Source organism: Sphingobacterium sp. xlx-96, from assembly GCF_011007365.1.
Classification (GTDB): domain Bacteria; phylum Bacteroidota; class Bacteroidia; order Sphingobacteriales; family Sphingobacteriaceae; genus Sphingobacterium; species Sphingobacterium luzhongxinii.
The window spans coordinates 136,149-160,389 of sequence record NZ_WFKM01000011.1; the positions used below are offsets into that span (position 1 = coordinate 136,149).

The 24,241-nt window shown below is 41.1% G+C and carries 20 protein-coding genes; 8 read left to right on the forward strand and 12 right to left on the reverse strand.

Translation table 11 applies throughout. The annotated features are described in order from the left end of the window. Positions 1 to 166: 166 nt before the first annotated feature. The 4 genes from G7B20_RS14700 (at position 167) to G7B20_RS14715 (ending at position 7,742) form a co-directional block, all read left to right on the forward strand. Complete coding sequence (locus G7B20_RS14700; RefSeq protein WP_240452853.1) at positions 167 to 745, forward strand: DUF3347 domain-containing protein; 579 nt, start codon at positions 167 to 169, stop codon at positions 743 to 745. Positions 746 to 837: 92 nt separating this feature from the next. Then, positions 838 to 4,692, forward strand: a complete 3,855-nt coding sequence (locus G7B20_RS14705; protein ID WP_164112178.1) for an efflux RND transporter permease subunit — start codon at positions 838 to 840, stop codon at positions 4,690 to 4,692. Continuing rightward, entirely contained in the window at positions 4,679 to 6,136 is a 1,458-nt protein-coding gene (locus G7B20_RS14710; RefSeq protein ID WP_164112179.1) for a TolC family protein, read from the forward strand. Before G7B20_RS14705 ends, G7B20_RS14710 begins: the two co-directional genes overlap by 14 nt. Before the next feature lie 25 nt (positions 6,137 to 6,161). Beyond that, positions 6,162 to 7,742: an efflux RND transporter periplasmic adaptor subunit gene (locus G7B20_RS14715; RefSeq protein ID WP_164112180.1), complete on the forward strand. Its 1,581-nt coding sequence runs from the start codon at positions 6,162 to 6,164 to the stop codon at positions 7,740 to 7,742. Between the two features lie 187 nt (positions 7,743 to 7,929). Here the strand turns inward: G7B20_RS14715 and G7B20_RS14720 are convergent, their stop codons facing one another. The 5 genes from G7B20_RS14720 to G7B20_RS14740 all read right to left on the reverse strand — a co-directional run bounded on the left by G7B20_RS14720 (position 7,930) and on the right by G7B20_RS14740 (position 11,789). Beyond that, positions 7,930 to 8,832, reverse strand: a complete 903-nt coding sequence (locus G7B20_RS14720; RefSeq protein ID WP_164112181.1) for a hypothetical protein — start codon at positions 8,830 to 8,832, stop codon at positions 7,930 to 7,932. A gap of 6 nt (positions 8,833 to 8,838) precedes the next feature. Next, positions 8,839 to 9,738: a DUF6175 family protein gene (locus tag G7B20_RS14725; RefSeq protein ID WP_164112182.1), complete on the reverse strand. Its 900-nt coding sequence runs from the start codon at positions 9,736 to 9,738 to the stop codon at positions 8,839 to 8,841. Between the two features lies 1 nt (position 9,739). Next, positions 9,740 to 10,228 (reverse strand): hypothetical protein, encoded by a 489-nt coding sequence (locus G7B20_RS14730; RefSeq protein WP_164112183.1) that lies wholly within the window; start codon positions 10,226 to 10,228, stop codon positions 9,740 to 9,742. Positions 10,229 to 10,260: 32 nt separating this feature from the next. Then, on the reverse strand, positions 10,261 to 11,175 hold the full coding sequence (locus tag G7B20_RS14735) for a CsgG/HfaB family protein (RefSeq protein WP_164112184.1): 915 nt from the start codon (positions 11,173 to 11,175) through the stop codon (positions 10,261 to 10,263). Positions 11,176 to 11,459: 284 nt separating this feature from the next. Beyond that, positions 11,460 to 11,789, reverse strand: a complete 330-nt coding sequence (locus tag G7B20_RS14740; protein ID WP_164112185.1) for a hypothetical protein — start codon at positions 11,787 to 11,789, stop codon at positions 11,460 to 11,462. A gap of 478 nt (positions 11,790 to 12,267) precedes the next feature. On the opposite strand from G7B20_RS14740, the gene G7B20_RS14745 reads away from it, so the two are divergent. Next, entirely contained in the window at positions 12,268 to 14,805 is a 2,538-nt protein-coding gene (locus tag G7B20_RS14745) for a tetratricopeptide repeat protein (RefSeq protein ID WP_164112186.1), read from the forward strand. 229 nt (positions 14,806 to 15,034) lie between these two features. Here G7B20_RS14745 and G7B20_RS14750 read toward each other — a convergent pair whose 3' ends face one another. Together G7B20_RS14750 and G7B20_RS14755 are read right to left on the reverse strand one after the other, a co-directional pair. Beyond that, positions 15,035 to 16,093, reverse strand: coding sequence for a class I fructose-bisphosphate aldolase (locus G7B20_RS14750; RefSeq protein WP_164112187.1), 1,059 nt, complete (start codon positions 16,091 to 16,093; stop codon positions 15,035 to 15,037). A 279-nt stretch (positions 16,094 to 16,372) separates the two neighbouring features. Beyond that, positions 16,373 to 16,726 (reverse strand): winged helix-turn-helix transcriptional regulator, encoded by a 354-nt coding sequence (locus tag G7B20_RS14755; RefSeq protein WP_164112188.1) that lies wholly within the window; start codon positions 16,724 to 16,726, stop codon positions 16,373 to 16,375. Between the two features lie 97 nt (positions 16,727 to 16,823). On the opposite strand from G7B20_RS14755, the gene G7B20_RS14760 reads away from it, so the two are divergent. Further along, a complete protein-coding gene (locus G7B20_RS14760; RefSeq protein ID WP_164112189.1) occupies positions 16,824 to 17,354 on the forward strand; it encodes an NAD(P)H-dependent oxidoreductase in 531 nt (176 codons plus the stop codon). A gap of 108 nt (positions 17,355 to 17,462) precedes the next feature. Here G7B20_RS14760 and G7B20_RS14765 read toward each other — a convergent pair whose 3' ends face one another. From G7B20_RS14765 to G7B20_RS14785, 5 genes are all read right to left on the reverse strand, one after another. Next, positions 17,463 to 17,927, reverse strand: a complete 465-nt coding sequence (locus G7B20_RS14765; RefSeq protein WP_240466016.1) for a DinB family protein — start codon at positions 17,925 to 17,927, stop codon at positions 17,463 to 17,465. Between the two features lie 70 nt (positions 17,928 to 17,997). Further along, on the reverse strand, positions 17,998 to 18,897 hold the full coding sequence (locus tag G7B20_RS14770; protein WP_164112190.1) for a sensor histidine kinase: 900 nt from the start codon (positions 18,895 to 18,897) through the stop codon (positions 17,998 to 18,000). A 269-nt stretch (positions 18,898 to 19,166) separates the two neighbouring features. Next, positions 19,167 to 20,114, reverse strand: coding sequence for a helix-turn-helix domain-containing protein (locus G7B20_RS14775; protein ID WP_164112191.1), 948 nt, complete (start codon positions 20,112 to 20,114; stop codon positions 19,167 to 19,169). A 16-nt stretch (positions 20,115 to 20,130) separates the two neighbouring features. Continuing rightward, positions 20,131 to 21,072, reverse strand: coding sequence for an NAD-dependent epimerase/dehydratase family protein (locus G7B20_RS14780; RefSeq protein ID WP_240452851.1), 942 nt, complete (start codon positions 21,070 to 21,072; stop codon positions 20,131 to 20,133). Then, positions 21,072 to 21,773, reverse strand: a complete 702-nt coding sequence (locus G7B20_RS14785; RefSeq protein ID WP_240466017.1) for a type 1 glutamine amidotransferase domain-containing protein — start codon at positions 21,771 to 21,773, stop codon at positions 21,072 to 21,074. The genes G7B20_RS14780 and G7B20_RS14785 overlap by 1 nt, the downstream gene beginning before the upstream one ends. 444 nt (positions 21,774 to 22,217) lie before the next feature. Between G7B20_RS14785 and G7B20_RS14790 the strand changes: the two genes are divergently transcribed. Then, the gene (locus G7B20_RS14790; RefSeq protein ID WP_164112193.1) at positions 22,218 to 22,820 is read left to right on the forward strand and encodes an RNA polymerase sigma factor; all 603 of its coding nucleotides are present in this window, start codon (positions 22,218 to 22,220) and stop codon (positions 22,818 to 22,820) included. 197 nt (positions 22,821 to 23,017) lie between these two features. Next, complete coding sequence (locus G7B20_RS14795) at positions 23,018 to 24,172, forward strand: FecR family protein (RefSeq protein WP_164112194.1); 1,155 nt, start codon at positions 23,018 to 23,020, stop codon at positions 24,170 to 24,172. Positions 24,173 to 24,241: the final 69 nt, after the last annotated feature.

Below are 24,241 nucleotides of genomic sequence, written 5' to 3' on the forward strand. Positions count from 1 at the left end.
CATCTACACGCATTGCAACAGATCCCTTTTCCAAGAAGCAAATAGATGAATCGACTGCTATAATAGTAATAAAGGCAGTCACAGCGGAGCATCATATTTTGATAACAATAAACACATATGCAAATTACATAAATCAATTCTAATCATTAAAACAAGAACCATGACAATGAAAAATTTATTTTTAGGCTTCATTGCCTTATTCGTATTCACGCTAGGAGCATGCAACGCTACTTCTGAAAAGAAAGCTGAAGACGACGTTAATGTCTCCCAAGAAGCAACTGCATCCAAAGAAAACAATGCTGTAAACGGTCAAGGAAATTTCTCAGAATTGTTTTCCCATTACCGGCACCTGACCTTCGCACTGTCTTCCGACAATGATGAGGAAGCGACAAATGCCGCCAAAGGTATGCTGGAGGCACTTTCCAAAATTAAAACCGAAGGCTTTACCACAGAACAAAAGACCAGCTTTGATCATATAGCTGCTGATATCCAGGAGCAATCCGAACACATAGCAGATAACAAAGGCGATATAGCCCATCAAAGAGCACATTTGGTCACATTAAGTAAGCGCTTTTACGATATTGCCAAAGAATTCGGTACCGAAAAGCCTATGTACAAAGTTTTCTGCTCGATGTACGATAATAACAAAGGAGCATTTTGGTTGAGCGACAGTAAAGAAATTAAAAATCCGTATTACGGTGAAGAGATGCTTTCCTGTGGAGAGGTCCAAGAAGAACTAAAGTAAAAGATGGATTAACGCTTAGAATTCCATTATCAGGTACAGGTCGGCTTCTGTTGGCTTGTGTCTGATATTTAAATGTAAACTATGTATATGTTATGCTTAATAAAGTCATCAAATATTTTCTGGAGAACAGGTTAATAACACTGTTATTACTTCTCATTGTCCTTACCTGGGGGATGATAACAGCACCATTTAATTGGCGTCAAAATGCATTGCCAAGCGATCCGGTACCCGTCGATGCTATTCCAAACATTGGAGAGAACCAGCAAATCGTCGCAACAGAATGGATGGGGAGATCCCCCAAAGATATCCAAGATCAAATTACCTATCCCCTTACTACCTCTTTACTGGGAATCCCCGGCGTAAAAACTATCCGGAGCAGTTCGATGTTCGGAATGTCCTTTCTCTATGTTATTTTTGAGGAGGATGTCGAGTTTTATTGGAGCCGTTCCCGTATACTGGAAAAATTGAACTCATTGCCTGCTGGCACACTTCCATCCGGTGTAACGCCTACATTAGGACCCGATGCCACGGCTTTGGGGCAGGTCTTTTGGTACACTCTGGAAGGGCGCAACCCCGAAACGGGAGAACCCGCCGGAGGTTGGGGACCGGATGAACTGCGTACGATTCAGGATTTTTACGCAAAATATAATTTGGCAGCATCAGAAGGGGTATCCGAAGTAGCTTCTGTTGGCGGATTTGTGAAAGAATATCAGGTCGATATTAATCCTGACGCGATGCGCGCCTACAACGTATCCGTTATGGATATCATGTCGGCTATTCAAAACAGTAATCTCGATATTGGTGCAGAGACTATCGAAATAAATAAAGCGGAATATTTAGTGCGAGGCCTTGGCTATTTGAAAAGCGTCGAGGATCTAGAAAATGCGGTTGTAACAGTCCGGAACAATATTCCGGTGAAAATAAAAGATATCGCCTTTGTCAATTTAGGGCCATCTACCCGGCGTGGAGGCCTAGATAAGGAAGGCGTTGAAGCAGTTGGCGGTGTGGTAGTGGCTCGGCATGGCACAAACCCCATGGAGGTCATCAACAACGTCAAGGCAAAAATTAAAGAAATGGAAGCAGGCTTTCCTCAAAAAACATTAGCGGACGGAACCATCTCCAAAGTAACTGTTGTTCCATTTTACGACCGGTCGGGTCTAATTCAGGAAACCATCGGGACGCTGGAAAGTGCCCTTGCTCACGAAGTCCTGATTTCTATTATCGTGGTCATTGTGCTGGTGATTAATCTTCGTGCTTCCATACTCATCTCCAGCATTCTGCCTATCGGAGTACTGGCAACCTTTATCATCATGAAGCAAATGGGAGTCGAAGCGAATATCGTGGCCCTTTCCGGTATCGCCATTGCCATTGGGGTCATGGTCGATGTCGGGATTGTCTTTATAGAAAGTATCCTTCGTCATATGGACGAAGAAAAAGAAAGGGGAGGGCAGAGGAGTCGCGGGAAAGCATTTGCAAATTTGATTTCTCTAGCCGTTTCAGAAGTTTCCGGAGCTTTGTCAACAGCTATGCTTACGACCATCATAAGTTTTCTTCCAGTCTTTATGATGGAAGCACAGGAAGGAAAGCTGTTCATTCCTTTAGCTTATACCAAGACATTTGCCCTCGTATCAGCCTTTGTGCTGGGAATTATCGCGCTACCCACATTAGCCTATTATATTTTTTCGGTCCGGCTCAACGGGAATAGATTCCGAAGAATAGCCAACTATGTGCTGATAATTGCAGGCGTCGCTCTTTGGATCTACACCGGTTTTTTTGTCACATTCGCCTTAACGCTGATCGGTGTTAACAACCTTTTTGTACACCGATGGAAAGGGGCAAAAGTCGTCAATTACATCAATGTCGGTATCACACTTTTCGTTGCGATATATTACCTAACAGTCGAGTGGCTGCCATTAGGAACCCAGGCAGGCACTATACTCAACTTTGTGTTCGTGCTGCTGGCCATTGGATCTATCCTTTCCATGTTGTGGGTATTGGTGATTTATTATGAAAGAATCCTCCGATGGGCACTTTCAAATAGATGGAAATTCATGGCTATACCGATGATCACTCTGTTAATAGGATTATTGGCTTGGATTGGCATGGAGAGAAGCTTAGGTACCGTGGCAAACGGCCTAGAAAAGATAGGTTGGAAATCATTTCGCCAGACCGCTTTTTGGCAAAAATCGACAGAAACATTTCCAGGCATGGGAGAAGAGTTTATGCCCAGTCTCCATGAAGGCTCTTTCCTTTTGATGCCCACCAGTATGCCGCATACAGGAATTGAGCAAAATTTACAGCTTATCAAAACCTTGGACAAGCGCATCCAAAATATACCGGAAGTCGAGCTTATCGTGGGGAAATGGGGACGTGTAAATTCAGCATTGGATCCTGCTCCGACGCAGATGTTTGAAAACACGATCAATTATATTCCGGAATTTTATCTGGACGAAGATGGTCGCCGTGAAAGATTTAAAGTCAATAGATCTGGGCAGTTTGTATTGAAAGGTGGCCGGACTTATGCTGTTTCTGATGGATTTCGAGCTATACCCCGAGATAGTCTGATCGTAGATAAAGAAGGTGAATTTTTCCGCAGGTGGCGTCCTAAAATAAAAAAAGCTGACGACATATGGCAAGAGATTGTTAATGTGTCGCATATGCCGGGTCTGACCTCAGCTCCAAAGCTCCAACCTATTGAAGCAAGGATGGTGATGCTTTCTACCGGAATGAGAGCCCCCATGGGATTGAAAGTTTCGGGTCCCGATCTCGAGTCTATTGAAGCAGGAGGTAAGGCACTTGAAGCGGCTTTAAAAGGTATCCCATCCGTTATGCCATCGACCGTTTTCTACGATCGGGCTGTTGGTGCGCCTTATATTGAAATGCATCTAAACCGGGACAAAATGGCCAGGTACGGTATTACTGTTGCTGAGCTTCAGGAAGTGATCAGTGCGGCAGTGGGCGGCATGACGTTAACGACAACGGTCGAAGGCCGGGAACGATTCCCTGTACGGTTACGATATCCTCGTGAATTACGGGACGATCCAGATGCGCTGCGAAAAATAATCGTTCCTACAGCTACAGGAGCTCAGATCCCATTGGGAGATGTCGTAGACATCGAATATGCCAAGGGAGCACAGATGATTCAAAGTGAAAATACATTTTTGTTGGGCTATGTAATTTTTGATAAAAAAACCGGCATAGCAGAAGTCGACGTAGTACACGAAGCAGATCAAATTCTAAAGCAAAAAATAGCGTCTGGAGAACTTGATTTACCCAATGGGGTGACCTATAAGTTTGCAGGAAATTATGAACAGCAAGAACGGGCGGCAAAGAGATTGATGCTTATTATACCCTTGAGTTTATTAGCCATTTTAATCATTCTCTACTTTCAGTTCCGAACAGTCACGGCCTCGTTGATTCACTTCTCGGGTGTCTTTGTGGCATTGGCAGGAGGTTTCATCTTGTTATGGCTATACGGGCAGACCTGGTTTATGGATTTTTCCGTCGCAGGTACAAATATGAGAGACTTGTTTCAGATGCACAGCATCAACCTCAGTATTGCTGTTTGGGTAGGATTTATCGCCCTGTTTGGACTGGCTACCAGCGATGGTGTATTGATGGGAACGTACATACACGACACATTTGAAGCCCGAAGTCCAAAAAACAAAGATGAAATACGAGAAGCCGTCATTTACGCAGGTTTAAAGCGTGTCAGACCAGCAGCGATGACCACAGCTACAGCCCTCATCGCGTTACTCCCTGTTCTGACCTCTACCGGTAAAGGTGCGGAGATCATGGTTCCGATGGCTATCCCCACTTTTGGCGGTATGCTCATCCAGTCTATGACCATGTTTGTCGTTCCGGTATTCCAATGTTGGTGGAGAGAATCGGCAATAAAAAAAGAAAATAGAAAAAATAGTAAAATAATAGCGAATGAAGACGAATAAGATAAAACGTTATATAACCGTGGCTGTATTGACATGCGCGAGCATGTTTTCACATGCTGCGGACCAAAATCAGACAATTGATTCGCTGTCTTATTATATACAAGTCGCAATCGACAACAATCCAGGAGTAAAATCACAAAGATATGCATATGAGGCTTACCTGGAAAAAATTCCACAAGCCGGAGCATATCAAGATCCGGAATTGTCTCTTGAAGCCTATACGATGCCTATGGAAATCATAGGAGGGCGTTCTATTGGAAATGTAAGCGTGATGCAAATGTTCCCATGGTTTGGCGCGAGAAAAGCTGCGCGTACAGAGGCTGCACATATGGCCAATATGCAGGAACAGCAGTATCGGGAAGCAGTAAATACCCTAATTCTTCAGGTGAGTACACAGTGGTATACGATGCAAAAGTTAAACGAGCAACTCCGTAATAATCAGGAAAACATAGTGTTTCTAAAACAATTAGAACAATTGGCATTACGGAAATTCTCTGCATCCCCAAACAACTCACCAACAAGCGGAGCACCCGTCGTAAGCAGTATTACACCACCCGCGACAACCCAGCAAAGCGCTTCATCGACTATGGGAGGGATGAATAATATGGGAAGCAGTCTGGCTCCTGCTAGTAATAAGAGTATGCCTTCTGGCGATGGCATGGGGACTATGCAAAGTGGCGCTGGATCGGGTATGTCAGAAGTGCTTCGTGTTCAAATGGAAATCGCTGAAATTGAAAACAACATTGAAAGCTTATACGCTCAGATCAATGCCGAAAAAGCAAAATTCAATGCCTTTCTGAATCGGGAACCAGCTGAAAAAGTAATGTTAGGCCAGGAAATCCATAAGCTGACTTTTTTATACAGCGAAGAAGAAGCGTTGAGAGCTATGGAGACAAACAACCCTATGCTTGAAATGATTACCGAACAAGGATTAGCGTATAAAGCAAAAGCGGAGATGGATCGAAAAATGAGCTACCCGATGATCGGTATCGGTGCACAATACATGGTTGTAGGAAAAACGAACAATTCACTCACAATGGACGGGATGAACGGTAAGGATATGATTATGCCTATGGTTTCAGTGAGCCTGCCTATCTTCCGTAAAAAGTATAATGCCCAGCAAAACGAAAGCAGAATGTGGCGGAAATCGAGCGAGGAGAATTTTAAAAACACGTTCAACACCCTGATAAGCGATTTTTATACCTTCAAAAGCCAACTCGATGATGCGGAACGCGTGATGACCCTGTACGAAAAACAAACGACACTCGCCCAAACGACATATAATCTGATCGTAAAAGAGTTTGTCACAGGAAAAAGTGACTTGACTAACGTTATTCAGGTACAGCGGCAGCTATTGGATTATCAGCTTAAGAAAGCCGAATCTCTTGCCGACTATAATACCATGGTCGTGTCAATAAAAAAATTATTAGCAGACCCTAAATAATGAAATTATTTTAAAATTCTTAGCAATGAATAAACTGAAAAATATTTTTAGAAAAAAGGCCGCAGTTTATGGACTTATACTCTTGACTGGAGTACTCCTAGGCTGGGTGATATTTGGAAGAGATTCGTCCCATGATCACAATCAGGATCCTGAAAAGGAAGTGTCCGCAGAGCAAGCTACTATATGGACTTGCTCCATGCACCCACAGATCCGAATGGATAAACCCGGAAAATGCCCGATATGCGCAATGGATCTGATTCCCCTAAAATCAGCAGGGGGCGGCGATGATGTGATAGACGATGATGCCATTCAAATGTCACAAGAAGCCGTAGCCCTGGCAAACATCCAGACTTCGATTGTCGGCCATCAAGGCGTTGTTAAAGAGGTACGGTTATATGGAACTATTCAGGTGGACGAACGTTTACAACAATCCCAAACTTCGCATGTCAATGGCCGTATTGAAAATCTTTACGTAACCTTTACCGGCGAGTCTGTGAGCGAAGGCCAATTGATTGCCAGGATTTATTCCCCAGACCTGCTGACAGCACAACAGGAACTGTTGGAAGCAGCAAAGTTACAAGACCTCCAACCCTTATTGCTTGATGCGGCAAAAGAAAAGTTGCGCCTATGGAAAGTGTCAGAGGATCAGATAAACACTATACTTGTTTCCAACAGCGTTTCACCTTACGTAAATATATATGCAAATACAAGCGGTATTGTTATGTCGAAAAACGTCAACACCGGTGATTATATTACCCAAGGAAGCGTGCTCTATACCATTTCAAACCTTTCCAAATTATGGGCTGTTTTTGATGCATATGAAACAGATTTGCCATTTCTAAAAGTGGGAGATCAACTGGAATATACATTACAGAGTTTGCCTGGAAAGGTTTATAAAGGAAGGATTACTTTTATTAACCCTATTATTGATGCCAATTCAAGAACGGCAAAAATAAGGGTTGAAGCCGATAACCACGATCGCAATCTCAAACCTGAAATGTATGCGACAGCAGGAATCACTGCTCCTTTAAAAGGTTACAACAAAGAAATGGTTATCCCCAAGTCGGCCGTTTTATGGACAGGTAAGCGCTCTATAGTTTACGTAAAACAGCCCACTACCTCCACACCTGCTTTTAAACTTCGGGAGATTGTGCTGGGTCCCTCATTGGGCGACCAGTATGTGGTTATGTCAGGCCTTAGAATTGGCGAAGAAATCGTGACCAATGGGGCTTTCACTGTGGATGCAAGTGCACAGTTGGAAGGTAAAAGCAGTATGATGAATAACGATGCTGTATCATCGGCCGCCGGAGATGAACATAACGACGTACAAACCAATGTCCATATAAAGCATGATAAGTTGAAAGTATCAGGAAATTGTGAAATGTGTCAAAGTCGTATCGAGAAAGCAGCGAAAAGTATAAAGGGAGTGGTTTCTGCAAACTGGGATGTGAAAGCAAAAGTTATCCATCTGGAATTCGATTCCAAACTAACTTCAAAAAAAGACATTAGCAAAGCTATTGCCAATGTCGGACATGATACAGCGTTGGACAAGGCTCCCAAAGCAGTATATGACAAGTTACCGAGTTGTTGTCTTTACAAAAGATAGCAGTAATCGATAGGATACTTAAAGCATTAATCTTGGTGGGCGCCCCCAGATTATTATAAAGTCAAGTTAAACAAAAAAAATGTGAAGTCCAGTTGAACTTCACATTTCTATAATTTATATACTCATCATGAAACAGTATATTTGTCAATGCCATCTATCAAAATGTAGCGGGCTATTCAAGAGCGTATTAATGATGAAGATGTAACGCTACTTCATCCATATGCTGTACCAGAATTTTCATCTTCTCCATTTCGGAGTTTTTTTCGAAAATAGTTTTATCCATCTCAAACTTTCGGATAGTCTCCTGGTTTACCTTGTCTGCTATTTGTTGCAACAAGGCAGAAGCCTCATCCTTACAGGCAGCTCTAGGATCAATATATTGCAGAATAGCTAGCGCACTGCCATACTCTTCTTGGGAAGCCTTTATTTGTGCTATATGAAGCTGTTTGCTACAGTATTCATCCTTATAATGCTGATATATCCCTGTAATGGTATTTTCGATTTCCTTTGAGCAGGCCAATTGTTCAGGCACATAACGCAAAAGCGAAAATGCAGCATTATACTCTTTGCGATCGATCTTCACTTGGGCCGCCTGCATAATCTTGGGACAATTGTCGTTATAAAACTTTTTGATCAACTGTTCTCCATTCTGCAAGAAGGCAACCAAGTTTTTATCATTAGGTCTTATTTCCTTTATCGCCTTTTGTACAGCCAGATCCGTATCGTCCGCAGTCACTATAACCTTCTTGCTAAAAGTATGAAAAGTTACGTTTAGATCGGGGTTTTGGAGACTAAAGACAAACTCCAATTTCAATACTTTTGTATCTTGCACCTCCCCAGCAGTCATATCGCTGAGTAGGTGTATCTCCGGTACGATACAAAACGAGGATTGATTGGAAAAGCTAACTGTATTCTTTAAATGAAGCTTGATGCGATCCGCAAGCGCCTGATAGTGTTTGGATTGAAAATCGGCATTACCTTTTGGTACCAACACCTGATAAGCAATAGCATTGATTTTTATCTCTTGAGCTGCTACAGAAGCCGAAAAAAGCAATAGACTCCCCAACAGAGCATACAAAGTCTTAAACATCTAATACTATTTAATCGTTACAAATAAATTCTGTCCCTTAATATTACGAGTCGCCGTAATGTTTTTAGTCTTCAAGAAGCGAATAATTTCGTTAGCAAATCTATTCGGGTTATACGGTTTATCCGTCTCCTGATCGAACAAAGGGATGCGTACTTCGTCAAATATCATTTTATTTTCGATGATGCCTGCAAGATTAGCTCTTCCTTGAAAGGCATTTTCAGCAATCCAATCTTCAATTACCTCGTTTAAAAAACTACCATCTCCGACTTCAGCATCGAAATCCAAAGAACAGTTTTCATCCAAATTGAAATGTATGACCAATGCTCTTCCGATATCCCGAATTTCATCGGTCTTGACCATCAGGTTATTTAAGAACTCTTCTTGAATCTTTTCAAAAGCTTTGCTTATAAGCTTTTCCACGTCGCTGGTTGCAAATCGTCCACTTGACGCAGTCTGGTTGGAAAAACTCGCTCCCGTATGGGTTTCGAAAGCAGTAAGATTCAATGTGATATTCGTTCCATTGTCGTCCGTATTGTTCTGCACATCTACCTGCACATAAAAATCAGATCCCGAACCAGTTAATAGCTCTGTTTTAAAGTTCGACTGTCGATCAGCCGTAAACGCAGAATTGGCCTGTGCTGCACGGAGATTGGCGACAAAATCTACCGTAGACCATCCGCGCTGGTCAAAAGCTTCTTTGACTTTAATCACCGCCGTACGCACAGCGGGATTATCATCCAAGACAGTTTGTATATTCTCGCCCTGTTTACTGTAAGGGACCACCATGATTTTGGCTGCTGCACGCGCGCGCTCGCTGCTCTGTGTTGCTGCCAGCTGCGCCTTTACCCCTTGAAAGGAAAAGACGGATAGCAAAGAAAGAAGACAGCCAAGGATAACCTTCTTCATGTTAAAAGCCTATTTTGTTCAATACCTTATTCTTTTCCAATTCTGTGCGAAGTGCATTGTAATTTACTGTAAACTCAGAAACTGCAGATACACATTTTTTATTATCTGCACAGCCGTAGAATTTCGCATTGGATTGAGTAACAAATTGCTGATAGCCACCAGCCCAGAATTTATCAAAAAACGCTTTATGCTGCGTCTCTACCGATATACCCTTACGAATTATACCATTCTTGAAGTCGGTACCCGGAAAACCCATGTAGAAAAGTTGCTGCAAGGCTTTCTTATGTGCATTTTTAAGCGCTACCTGTTGCCCTTCATTTTTCTTGTTATTTGGAAAATCATCACTTACACCTCTCAAGGTAACCAGGCCCTGGGTATCGTGTTTCAGCACTGCCGAGTCAGCGTACGGATTGGTGTATAATTTTTTGGAACAACCAGTGGCACAAAGCAGGCCGATGGCCATTAAAACGATTAGTTTGTTTTTTTTCATATCTATTTTTTTAAAAAAGCTTTAACTAACTATTATTTACAGACGATAGCAAAATTTTCACCCTTTTGAACAGCATTCTTTATTTCCTTTTCACCACTTAGCAATCTAGCTGTAGAAAAATTGGCACCATCCACCTTCGTAATTATCGCAGTCCCGATTTTCTGTTGCCTAGCGATAGTTTTGTCGCCAACCGAGACGCTGCTAAAGGTGACCAAGTCCAACAATTGTTCTTCTTGAATACCGATGTCGCTACCTCCCGTAACTAAAAAAAACTTATAAGCTCCTTTATCAGCGGTCAATTTATTTCCTTTACTGTCCAGCCATTCCACAAATTGAAGTCGCAACGGAAAATTGGAACCGACAAAATCCTTTACATTTTCATGCAGACCCGCTATGGCCTGCGCCAGGGCAGCATCTGTCGTCTCCTGGGTTTCCGACAGTTTCTTGGCAAGGATCTTTCGTGCCTTTAAGGTGCTAGGTGAGCGTTGCGTATTTTTGTCGTCTTCCTCAAGCGTACTGTTGATGCTCTCTGTATTTACAATTTCTCCAGTTGAGACATCAATAACTTTAAGTTGCAGGTTTACATCACTTTTCCATTTATCTTTCTTTCCGTAATTTTTAACCGACAGAATATTTCCTTCCACCAGATAGCTTGCACCTTTGCTCACGCCATCTTTGAACGTCTCTTTGCTATCCATAAAAGCTTCCGTACGCTGTAGTTTTTTCTCTTTTTCGAGCGCCTCCAGATTACTACGGTCTACCACGGTAAATCTTTTGGTAGAAACAAAGGAGTTTACAATTCCCTCTTGAATAATCTTCGAATGAGCGGGCGAAACACTTGTTTCATCATAAGTTATAGGGATGAATGCTACATTGATTTTTTCTTGTGCCTGCAATTGGATACCTGCCCACATAAGTGACAAAAAGCATAGAGACTGTTTAAACATAGTTGGGTGTCGTTTTTTTTATTAATGTATTTTATTGTAGCGATGAATTAACTTCATTGTACAGCAATTCGTCGTTGCCATCTACTACTATTTGGCGCCGCAAAGTTTTAGCTTTTTTAATAGCTGCACAAGGATATCGAGGGTAGTCTGGCGGTAGTTTAAAGGTAGTTTGCGAAGACAGTGATAGGTAGTGGGCCGATCTTATCGAGTAGTAAAGGGGTAGTGCCGGGTATTTCTTTAGGCTATGCGCAAAGCAATCCGGTTCAAATCCAATTCTTTAGGCTTTAGCCCCTCCTGAAGTACATTTTTTGGCTAAAAATTTCTTTTGAGAAGGTCAATATTCGCTGGTTTTGCGAATAGCCCCTGTCTTCCTTTCCTGCGCAGGCAGTATGGCTGAAAATTTCCTGTTTAAACGAGAAAAGTCTGTAACTAACGGAGGGGTTATATAGATTGGGAAAAGTGGTGCCGTAATAGACATTTTTAGCGGTGCTATCCACCGACATAAGCAATCTACCTCCTCCAGGATAGCTGCGATTAAAGTTAGTGCCCTTTTGTGCGTATACTGCGGACAATATTAATAGGAAACTGAGAAATGTAAATAAGGTTTTGTTCATGGCCTCTAGTTTAATTTACATCAAACTTGTCACAATAATAGCAAAATCAAAACCTTAAAATAGCAAAAGCCGTGTTTAAAATAGTAAATGTAACGTTTCGCGCTGTATTTGGATACTGCCAAAGCGGATCTTTCCGGTAGTAGACCATTGTACTATTCGTTCTGCGCTATTATTGATCAATTTTTATCAATGACCTTAGATTATGGCATGGATTTTACTATATCTTACACTTACAAGTTAGTGGATTAATTCTGATTCTTGGGAAAATTTCCCTATCATTAGTATGACCAGGCTCAGAAAAGGATTTTAAAAGCCGAGAAAAGAAACTTTCAGGAACTGTCGGCAGGTAGATTATCAACAAACATGAGCCGATCCCGATGTTACCGGAAAAGCCCCTGAAAGCCAACAGTAAAGAATAACATCTTGAAAGTGCTTGATGGCTTTTGGCAACAAACACTTTCATAAAAAAGGAAAAACAATGAGACTCAAACAAAGCATAGACTATAGTTATCGAAAACATATACTTAGTGGGATCTTCTCCGTTCTGCTGCTTACCGGTTATGCGCAGGACCAGGAAAAAAAGCAGGACGAAAAGCGACAGGTTGGCGAGCAAAAGGCCGCTACACGATCAACAGTTTTAGATTCCATTGAGGTCGTACGTGATTACCGTCCGATGCTTGCCGATGCGGTCAAGGTCCGTCGGAGTCCTGACATGAAGATAGAGCGGAAAGACCTGGAGGCCGAATTGCGGCAAACGGTTGCCCGCATGTATTTTGATATGAATGATTTTAAGAGGCCTTTTCATAGTCCCTTGCAGGATAGGTACCCCAACGCCTTACGTGACAATATCGATAATAACAGGATTGGTATATTGGCCTATCACGCAGGTGAGTACGATAGAGCGACCACCATTCTGAAAAAAGTAGAGCCCTCCGATGCTTTCTATCAGAGTTCGATTATTGCTTTAGGTAAAATTGCACAAGAGACAGGAGATAAGCAAAGTGCGAGAGCTGCCTTTTCCAAAGCATCGAAAATGGATTTCGATCAGGAGCTGAAGGCAGATGCCCTATATAACTACGCCAAGATCTTAGGAGACTTGGATTCGGTTCAGGCAGCCCTGACACCCCTTCAGGAATACCTCGCGCTCAAATACGTAAATATCAATCCACAAACAGAAAAAAATCAGAATACCGAAACCCGGACAGCCGAAATCCTGTCTGGAGGCAGTAATTTTGAGACAGCTGTACATCTGTTCGAATCATTCAGCCCTCGAAAGCAGAAAGCCGATGCCGTCTATCAAAAAATAACCTATTATCGGGGATTAGAGTTTTACAACGAACGCGCCTTTGAGAACAGTATATCCATGTTAATGCGGGCCGAAAAACTACCTATCGATATGGAAATGGCCGCGTTGGCCACTTATTGGAAAGCAGAGGCCATGTACGAAGTACGTAAGTACAAAGAGGCTGTGGACAATTTCTCCCGATTCCTGAGCCTTCCTGCTGCACGAAACACCGATGTATACAACTATGCAAACTATGCCCTGGCCTATGCAGCCTTCCGAATCGACAGATACAGTGCGGCGGCGCAGTATTTTGAACGCTTCTTAGCCACGGCCGAAAGTTCACTGGACAAAAACATATATTATGATGTCATCGCCCGATTAGGAGACTCCTATTTGGCCATGCGAAATTATGAACGGGCCAAAGGATATTATGACCAGCTCATCCACCGTAAAGCTCCCAATCAGGATTACGCCCTGTTCCAGCACGGTATTATTCAGGGATTACAGGGAGACAATGCCGCCAAACTCAACACCCTACGGGCTGTCGTTGAAAAATTTCCGACCTCAAACTACGCCGACGACGTTGCCTTTGAGATTCCCTATGTATATTTCCTGACAGGCGATTACGAAGGGGCTATCCAAGGACTGAAAAAGATGATCGAAAAATACCCGCGCAGCAGCTACGTGCCCAGAGCATTACTGACTATCGGACTGGTCCAATACAATCAGGATGATTCCGAATCCGCGATGGCCACTTTCCAGAAGGTGATCCAGGAATATAGCACCAGCAGAGAAGCAGCTCAAGCGATGCGATCCATTGAAAACATCTATCTCGATCAAGGGGATGCTTCCAGTTATATTCAGTATGCCATGAGCAATAATATTACCGAGCTGAGTCCCGCAGAATTGGACAATCTGGCGTTTCAGGCAGGTCTTACGTTGTTTTCAAGAGGGCAGTACGGCCCGGCCGTAGAGGCGATCAATGCGTATTTCGATAAATTCCCTAAACCCAGACAAGAAAAGTATGCCCGCTACATTAGAGGCGTGAGCTTATACCATACTGGTCGGCCTAGAGAGGCATTGAAAGACCTGAACATTATCCTGAACGACTGGACAAGCCCTTATACCGAGAAGACACTCCTGACGGCCGCGGCCTTATACCTGAGCCTAAAGGAATACAACGAAGCTATCGTGCACCTCAAAAAACTCGAGCTCAATACCGATTATAAAGCTAACTACGGTTACGCCGTCACCAATCTGATGATTTGCTATTTCGAGATCGGTGACTTAAAGCAGATGGACAAGTACATAAAATTGATCCAAAGTTACGATCGGGCATCTGATGAAGAAATTGCGACAGCACACCTATATACCGCCAAGGCAATGTTACAGCAAGGAAATAAGGAATCTGCATTAAAGGAATTGAATTTGGCCGCCCTAAAAAGCCAGGCAGCAGTCAGTGCAGAGGCGAGATATCGCATAGGGCTATTGCAGTATGAGAACAAGGAATACAATAGCGCCCAAAAGTCGGCTTTTGATGTGATCGAGAATATGGATTCACATGACTATTGGGTGGCCAAGAGTTTCATCCTGCTTGCCGACACCTATGCACGCAAAGGAGATACGTTTCAGGCCAAGAGTACCTTGGAGAGTATCATTGAAAATTATGATGGAGATGATGATGTCATTCCTTTAGCAAAAGAGCGTTTACAGCAATTGAAAAAAAAGTAAGAGACTAGGGGCGGAGCTACATGAATTTTTGTGCGGCACAGACAGTCAGTGTCCAATTTTCAAAACCGTTTTACCACAACACGTGATATGGGTTTGACAGAGCTTGGCAGACATAAACTTATGGAGCATGTTTTTGATACCGCCTTCACCTCGATGTTGATGAGAGCTAAAGAGCGTCTAAATAGGATGGATAGAACGTTTTAGTGCTTGTTGGTCATAGCGATATACATTACGCTATCGAAATGGTATTGTCCAGGTAAATATCTTGAATGGCTCTAAGTAGCTCCACACCTTCGGTAAACGGGCGTTGGAAAGCCTTTCTTCCCAGTATTAGACCTGTACCTCCAGCTCGTTTGTTTATTATTGCCGTTCTAATGGCTTCAGTAAGATCACTGGCTCCTTTTGACTCACCTCCCGAATTAATCAGGCCAATTCTACCCATAAAACAATTTGCAACCTGATAACGACACAGATCAATAGGGTGCATAGAACAGAGATCAGAGTACATCTTTGGATCATTTTTTGCAAAATTGATCGCAGTAAATCCACCATTGTTTACCGGAAGTTTTTGCTTAATAATATCTGCCTGTATATTAACACCTAAATAGTTGGCCTGGCCTGTAATATCTGCAGCAACTTCATAGTTAATAGCGTCCTTTATAAAACTATTATTACGGGCATAACACCATAAAATACAAGGCATTCCTAACTCATGAGCACTTTCAAATGCTTCTGCCACTTCCATAATCTGCCTGTCCGAATTTTTTGAACCAAAGTAAATGGTGGCACCTATAGCTGTAGCCCCCAGATTCCAGGCTTCTTTAATACTCCCAAACATGATTTGGTCATATTTTGTTGGGTAAGTAAGTAGCTCGTTATGATTTATTTTTACGATAAATGGAATTTTATGTGCATATTTTCGAGACATGACCGCAAGGTTACCAAACGTTGTAGCGATAGCATTACACCCTCCTTCAATAGCCAGTTTTATGATATTTTCGGGATCAAAATAGAGCGGATTTTGAGCAAATGAAGCACCTGCAGTATGCTCTATTCCCTGGTCTATAGGTAATATTGATAAATACCCTGTATTTTTTAGACGGCCATGTTGATAGAGCGCAGCAAAGTTTTTAAGCACCTGCGCACTTCGGTTACTTTGCTGAAATATATCATCTATAAATTTTGGAGAGGGCAGGTGCAGTTGCTCCTTGTCAATTTTGGGGTTGCTAAAGTTGAGAAGATTTTCCCCTTCCGAACCCAAATCTAATAAAATGCTCTTGTAGTTCATGTGGTGATGGTATATTAGCTATAATCTACATATTGATGATCGGTAGTTACATGTTTTTTACGTTATCTAAAGTTAATTATATATTTTGACAGCATCATGTTTTTAACACATTAGTTTTAAAGCAAATAGGCAAGTCAGGATATCAGCAAACACATCACCGCCCTGCATTCCCCAATTCAGTGCAAGAAGCACATTGTCTCCGGTAATGACCTGCATTCAAATATTTCGTAAAGCAGGAAAGGAAAACAATTATGGTAAAATTCAAACCGATGTAGACAATTAAAGCACTTTGTGTTTCTCGCCCCACTTTTTAAGTTCTTTGATAATTGGTTTCAATTCGTAGCCTATTTGAGTAAGTTCATATTCTACCCGGGCAGGCACTTCTGCGTAAACCGTTCGTTGTACTATCTTGTTTTCTTCCAGCTTTCGAAGTTGCATTGTGAGCATACGTTCTGTAATATTAGGCAGACATTTTTTTAGTTCCCCAAAACGGAGTTTACCGTCTATTAGGTAACAGCAGATAGCTAAAGTCCATTGTCCACCGATTATGTTGGAAGCGTACACTTCTAAACAATCCTTAGCTAAAGCCTGTTTGTTCATGAAGTTTGTAGAAGTTTCTTTTATTTTGGTCATTGCTTACATTTTTTATAGTACCGTACAATTGGAGCCATACAGTTAGAATTATTTTTTGACAGTTACCTTTGTACAGTGATTTTAGTATAAATGATATATGCGAACATTAATAGTTGTTATTCATCCGAATATAGAGAGTTCCGTCGTGAATAAAAAATGGATAGAAGAGATAAAAAGTCATCCCGACAAATACCAACTTCATGAGTTGCACAAGGTTTATTCCGAAGAAAAAATTGATGTACAGGCAGAACAAAAACTCATAGAACAGTACGATAAGATTGTATTTCAGTTTCCTTTTTATTGGTTTAATTGTCCGCCGTTATTCAAAAAATGGCTGGATGAAGTCTTAACCTATGGTTGGGCCTACGGTAGCAAAAGCGGTTATAAGATTAAGGGAAAGAAAATAACGTTAGCCGTTTCAGTAGGAATTGATGAGCACGAATATAATTCAAATAAAAAATATAAATATACTTTGAGTGAATTACTCCGTCCTTTTGAGCTAACTTTTGAATATGTAAAAGCGGATTATAGACCCTTCTTTGCTTACTATGGAATAGAGTTGGACAGTACAGAAGAATGGATTGAAAGCAGTATATCCTCTTATTTGGACTTTTTAAAAAAATTCTGAGTTTACAACAAGATAAGAGCTATTCCCCTATTCTTTTACACGGTAGGGGGGGGCGCGAAATTACTACTCAGCTGTCACGGCGGCTGTATTTTATTGTTATGTGGGGTGTTATAAAATTTTCCTAATCAATGAAATCTGTCCTAAGTGATAGTAACTATGTTCAATAACGCCCTCAATATTACGCAATAACGTTCCATACTTTGCGTCAATAAAAGGCTTGTCGAAAACACCATCTTCCAATAGTTCGATGTTGTTGGCAAAATTTTCAGCGTTGTCTAAAAACTTAGCCACTAATTTATTCCAATCCATTTCAGAAGTGATCGGCGGAAGATCAAAACTGTATTTATCACTAATTTCCAGTTTTCCACTTTCAAGGGCAGTTAAAAGACCCTCCAAGTAATAGTTTACGTGGTAGGTCAAAGCAGCAATAGTATTCAGATCTCCAATTTTTCGAATGGCCTGTTGCCAATTTAATCCCTCTATTTGTTCTCTATAGTTTGTATTAGCGATCCAATGGCCGTTTAGCAAGACTTCTCTCAGTCGGTTTGCCATAAATAGATTTCTTGTCATCATAATCTTATTATTGATTTATAGTTATTTAACATCTGGAATATAATGGTAAATATAGCCATCTTACAGCAATTCAACAACAAGAAGCCATCTCGCAAGCATCATTAGGAAAAATAATTGTAACGGCAATACCCTTTCCTATCTTGTTCTCAAAATGTATAATACCACCTATCCTTTTGAATAGATCTTTACAAAGAGAAATTCCAAGACCGGTCCCCTCACTGTTAGCCATTTTCCTTCGTTCCCAACTTTTTCCATAGTTAAGATTTTTAATAGTATGCTCTGCCAGCTCTTCACTTTCATTCGATATGATAACACAGCATTCTCCACTTTCTTTCTTGATGTAATCCACAGAAATAACACCTTCAGGCCGACCATATTTGATTGCGTTACTGATCACATTTCTAATAACAAAAGTAAAAATAGGTTTGTTTATATTTAAATAGGAGTTTTGATCAATATTATTGAAGACCTTTTTTCCTTGCTTTTCAATATCGTAGCTGAACTGATTCAAGAGCTTGCCTATTTCAACGTTCAAGTTTAAAACAGCTTTGTTTTCAATAGTATCCCGAAGCTGAGATTCCGTCCAAAGTAAAACTTCATCGAGCATAACTCTGGATTTCCCAACCTCTTGTCTTAAGGTTTCAAAAAATGCTTCCAACTCCCTTCTGCCCATCAACAATAAGTCTTCAAATTTTAATAATGATTCAATTGACGCAAAAGGAGCTCTTAGATCATGAGAAGCTATAGACAGTACTTTAGTTTTGAAATTTTCCGCGGCTTTAAGTTCCTCAACATATTTTCTGATAGCTAAAGACTGTTTAACAAGTTCAGCATTTGCTTCTTCCAGCTTTATTTTTTCAGCTTTCAATACGCTGTTTTTTTTCACCAATAAATAGGCTAAAATGACGATTATTGTTTTACTTACGACAATTCCAGCAAGCAAAATATTGATTATTGTTTCGGATTCCAAGGTAATTAATTACTAAAATAAAATAGTCTGATATAATTTGAGTCCCAAATTTAGGTAAAAAGTGTGACTGAAAAGACAGTTAGCATCACAAAAACAAACAACCATAAGTTACTTAAAGCTCGATAGGATTTATGCTTTAAAAACTCGTTTTCGAGGATGGGTAGTTTTTCATTTCAACCCATTTCTAGTGTATATCTTGAAGAAGATATGTAAACTTGTTATTGAGAGCTCTACTTCCTCCGGATATTAGCCTAATCGCCAAAAATGTGCTAAGATTTACCCGAATTAAAAGAGTGCCTAAACTCCAATGGAGAAACCGAAGTGCGGTTTTTGAACAGGCGATGAAACGACTGTGAATGCTCAAAACCCAACTGATAGGCTATTTCAGATACCGACATTGAGGTAGCGGATAAGAGTTCTTTCGCTTTTTCTATCAACCTGTTTTGAATATGTTGCTGTGTGGTTTGTCCTGTATGAACACGGAGCAGATCACTCAAATAATTGGGGCTTAAATGCAGTTCACCGGCCACGAACTGAACGGTAGGAATGCCTTTTTCAGCCAATCTTTCAGTTCTAAAATACGCATCCAGCAAGTCTTCCAACTTCGTGAGCAAATCGTTATTGGCTTTCTTCCTTGTCAGAAACTGGCGGTTGTAAAAACGGTCACAATATTTTAAGAGCAAATCCATATTGGAGATCAGCAAGTCCTGTGTAAAGCCATCCATATTACCGGTTATCTCCCTGTCCATATTTTCTATAATCTGCATTATAGCTTTTTCTTCTTTAACAGCAAGGTGAAGAGCTTCATTGGTGGCATAAGAAAAGTACCCATAGTCCTTAATTTCCGAAGCTAAGGGATAACCGTGAAGAAAATCGGGATGTACAACCAAAACAAAGCCCTTTACTCCATTGAGCAGCACATCTTCAAATTGCAATACCTGGTGCGGAGCAATAAAATACATAATACCATCATCGAAATCATAATATTGCTGACCATATTTGCATTTACCGCCTGCACAATCCTTTTTTAAGGCAACCACATAAAAATCTGTGGTAACTGCACTTAAAATGGTTTTCGGCGCCAGTTTTACATCATCGAAATCAAATACACTAATCAGGGGATTGGACGGTTTCGTCAATCCCAAAAACTGATGTAATGCACTTATCGACGAAACTTTTGCCGGGGCTTTCATTTGTTGATCTTCAGATTTATACATCGCTAAATTATCACTTTTATTTTTGTAATGAAAGCTGTTCGTTCTTAATCTGTTCTATACCTTCCCTGTAAGTAGTCACCACAAAATTAGGAAAACGATTTCTGAATTTTGTATCCTCAAACACATTGTCGTGTTCATATCTTGGCAACAACTCCAGCAGTTCCTTTACCCTTTTATTGAAAAGTGATCCTATCTTAAAAAGGAACTTCGGAACGACGGCGTACTTCAATTCTTTCTTGTACACAGCTGTAGCCAATTCAACAAGCTCTTTGTAGGTAGGATGGCTATCATCCACAGGCAGATGCCACGTCTGTCCGAAAGCATCGGGCGTATTGCCAATTAAAGCAGTTGCCCAGCTCGCATCGGGTGTCCAAATCAAACTTCTTTTTTTGGTATCGCTTAGCGGTACTTTCAATTTTTTGCCCACTTTGATGTTATCGAAAAGTAAGGTATTGGTAATGCTCTGCGTTTTACCGGGACCGTAAAACTCCGGCGCACGGCAAATTACGGCTTCCAGCCCGCCAGTCTGCATTTCCCTTAAAACCATTTCCGCCATCGTCTTTCTTACTTTACCTTTCCTGCCCACCGGAGCGAAAGGCGTTAGTTCCGTAAGTACACGGTCATCCTGCGGGTACATATAAGTATTGTCAAAGAATACCAGTTTTGCACCATTGATTTTACAGGCATCAATCACGTTTTGGATAATCAACGCAAATTGTTGCTCCCATAGATCAGAATTTATCGGAAGCCCTAATGTAAAATATGCGATTTCACTGCCTTTTACAGCTTCTATTGCCTGCTCTCGGATGGATAAATCCGCAGAAAAAACGGTGTCGGTATCGTTCACTTTCTTGGCATTCCTGCTTACAATCCTGATAGCAGAGGTAAAGTTCCGTTTGAGTACCCTGGCCAGTTCTTCGCCAATCTGTCCGTTGGCTCCTAATATCGTTTGCATCATTATTTATTTTGCGTTTGTTTTTCCAGTTCTTTCATGACCACTTTTGCCGTTTCCTTTGAACTGAACGGATTTTGCCCGGTTATCAGATTTCCGTCCATCACCACTTTTGAAGTCATCGGAATGAATGCTTTCCTGTAATCAGCACCTCTTCCTTTCAGTCCAGCTTCAAGATTAAAGGGGACTTCTTTTTTTCTTCGGGCAAGACTTTCTTCAAACCAATTAAAGCCTGTTATCTTCCTGTCTTTAATCAGGAATTCTCCATTGGATAATTTTACATTCAGCAGTCCACCGACACCGTGGCAAATCGCAACCAGCATTTTACCGCTTTCATACTGCCTTCTGATGATGGTCTGCATGGTCGCATCATTCGGAAAATCATACATCGTACCATGTCCACCTGCCAGATACACGCAATCAAATTTTTGCGCAGACACTTCCACTAAACTCTTGCTGTTTTTCAGTAACTCCCGAAAACCAGGATCATTCCAATATGATTTAGAAATTTTGTCAAGCGTTAGCGGCTTCAGGCTTTCGGGGTCTATCGGCACATTGCCACCGTTCGGACTGGCAATCGTAATTTCATATCCCTTTTCCTTTGCTGCGTGGTAGATATGCGTTAATTCGCTTAACCACAAACCCGTTTCGAGGTTGCCGCTCGCATAAGCATTGATGTTTGTCACAACGATTAGAATTTTCAACATACTCATATTGCTATTATTAATGATACAAAGTTCCAAAAGAAAATTAAAGTTGATGTAGCCGCATCAAGGAAAATTGTAACAAAATCTCCGTGCTGCTAATGCTTATCGACATAGAGACAATCACAGCCAGCGACACCGCCTGCCCATTCTTATAGCCACACCACGGCGCAGTTCGATTCCTCCATTTGTTTCTGCTGCAAATAGATAGTAAATTTCTCATTTATATATTCGGATAAAGTCTATTACCGATAACGCTGTCGTTGAAATACCCCTCTTTCAGCCAACCTTTAAGTATTTCTAAAACTATTTTTGTCATTAGCTCAAGCTATTCAATAAACACACCTTTACCACTTGATTTTAAAGCAATGCCTTCTTTGATTATTTTCATTTTCCAATCCATTTTTTCTATATTTGATATAATATAACCATTAGACAAAGCTAGTTGTGAATACCTTTACTAAACCAGAAGATTTCTTAAATACCCAAAGGGCACTAGACGATAGTGAGCAATACTTGCTTGAGAAGCTGAGGTTAGGAAATAACATGGCGTTTTCTATACTTTATGAGCGGTATTATGCCCAGCTGTATTTACATGCTTATCAGAAAATAAAGGATAGGGAAGTGGCAAAGGACATCGTGCACGATTTATTTACGTATATCTGGGATAAAAGGGAAAAGTTTCAAATTAAAGATAGTTTGACAGCGTATTTATATCAATCGGTCAGGAACCGGGTGATTAATTATGTGGCTAATCAGAATGTCAGTTCCAGTTATATTCAGTCCTTTGGGCAATATCTAAACGCTCCAGCAAACACAACCGATCATTTAGTTCGTGAAAGAGAATTTAAGGCTTTAGTGGAGAAAGAAATTGAGCAATTACCACCACAAATCAGGAAAGTTTTTGAACTCAGCAGGAAAGAATACCTCAGTCATAAAGAAATTGCTGAAAAATTAAATCTTACTGAACATACGGTTCGTGGTTATGTAAAAATAGCCTTAAGAGCCTTGAAACTTAAGTTTGGGAACTTATTTTGGGCTTTTCTTTAGTCTTCTCAACTTCTCTATTTCTAATAGATTAAAATATTTATCATTTATACCCCCCCATAGCCTCGAGTTAACGGTCATGTAAGTAAGAAAAGGAAAAAGAACCTTTAACGACAACCATGAACGAGAATGTATTTAAGGCGAAAGCCATCTTACAAAAATATAAAGAAGGAATTTGTACCCCTGAGGAAAAAGCCTGGGTGGAAGATTGGTACCTTCAAATGAATACAGAAGGGGACAAACTGACGGAAGAAAACCTAAAAACTGACCTTTTTGACCTACATTCTCGAATAGGAACCATTCCCCATGAAAAACAAAAAATCACGCATCATAAACAATTTACAGTCGTAGCCGCTGCTTGCTTGATCATTGCCCTAAGCTTCGCACTCTATTTTTATTCAAAAAAAGAAAAGCTGAGCTTCAGCGACAATAAGAATAAAGACCTGATCAGCCTAGATGTTAAGCCAGGCGGTAACCGTGCTATTCTAACCCTCGCCGACGGTAGCGCCATTAACCTAAGTGATGAGCAAATAGGAATCATCATTGGAGCAGACTCAATTTCATATGCAGATGGATCATCTCTTTCTACCATCCAGCGCGATAACGCAGGGTCATTATCCACAAGAAATACGAATACACCGGTACAAACTCTCGCCCTCACAACTCCCAAAGGCGGCCAATACCAAGTCACCTTACCCGACGGATCCAAAGTACGCCTGAACGCTGCCACAACGCTAAAATACCCCGCCCGTTTTACCGGCAAAGATCGCCGTGTTGAGCTAGAAGGTGAAGCCTACTTTGAAGTAGCTTCAGGGCGCAAGAGAAGGGATGCAAAACAAGGGGCACAAGATACGCCCTTCATCGTACAAAGTGTAGGACAGGAAGTGAGAGTCCTTGGGACCCACTTCAACATAAAGGCCTATACCGATGAAAGCAATATAAAAACAACGCTAGTAGAAGGCGCTGTACAAGTAAGCTCTATTTCACAAATATCATCCCGTAAGACAAGTGATCTTTATGCACCTAACAGCCCAATCCTACTTGTTCCGGGTCAAGAGAGCATTAATAAAGACGGGAATATAATAGTACAACCCGCCGACTTCAAAACTTCCCTAGCCTGGGTCAATGATCAAATCTACTTTAAAGATGCCCCTATTGAAGACATTCTAAAAGAAGTGAGTCGCTGGTACGACATAGAAGTAGCGTATAAAACAAAACCGACCAAGGAACTCTATAGCGGAGGAATAAGCAGAAAGGCAACGTTGTCTTCTTTATTGAAGGTTCTCGAAAAAACGGGGCTACAGTTCACGTTAATAAGAACTACGCAAGGAAATAAATTGGTTGTTCAACAATAAATTTGATAATAAACACAGTGTTTTCACCTTAAAAAACTAAAACCATGACATAGCAATCCACACATTATC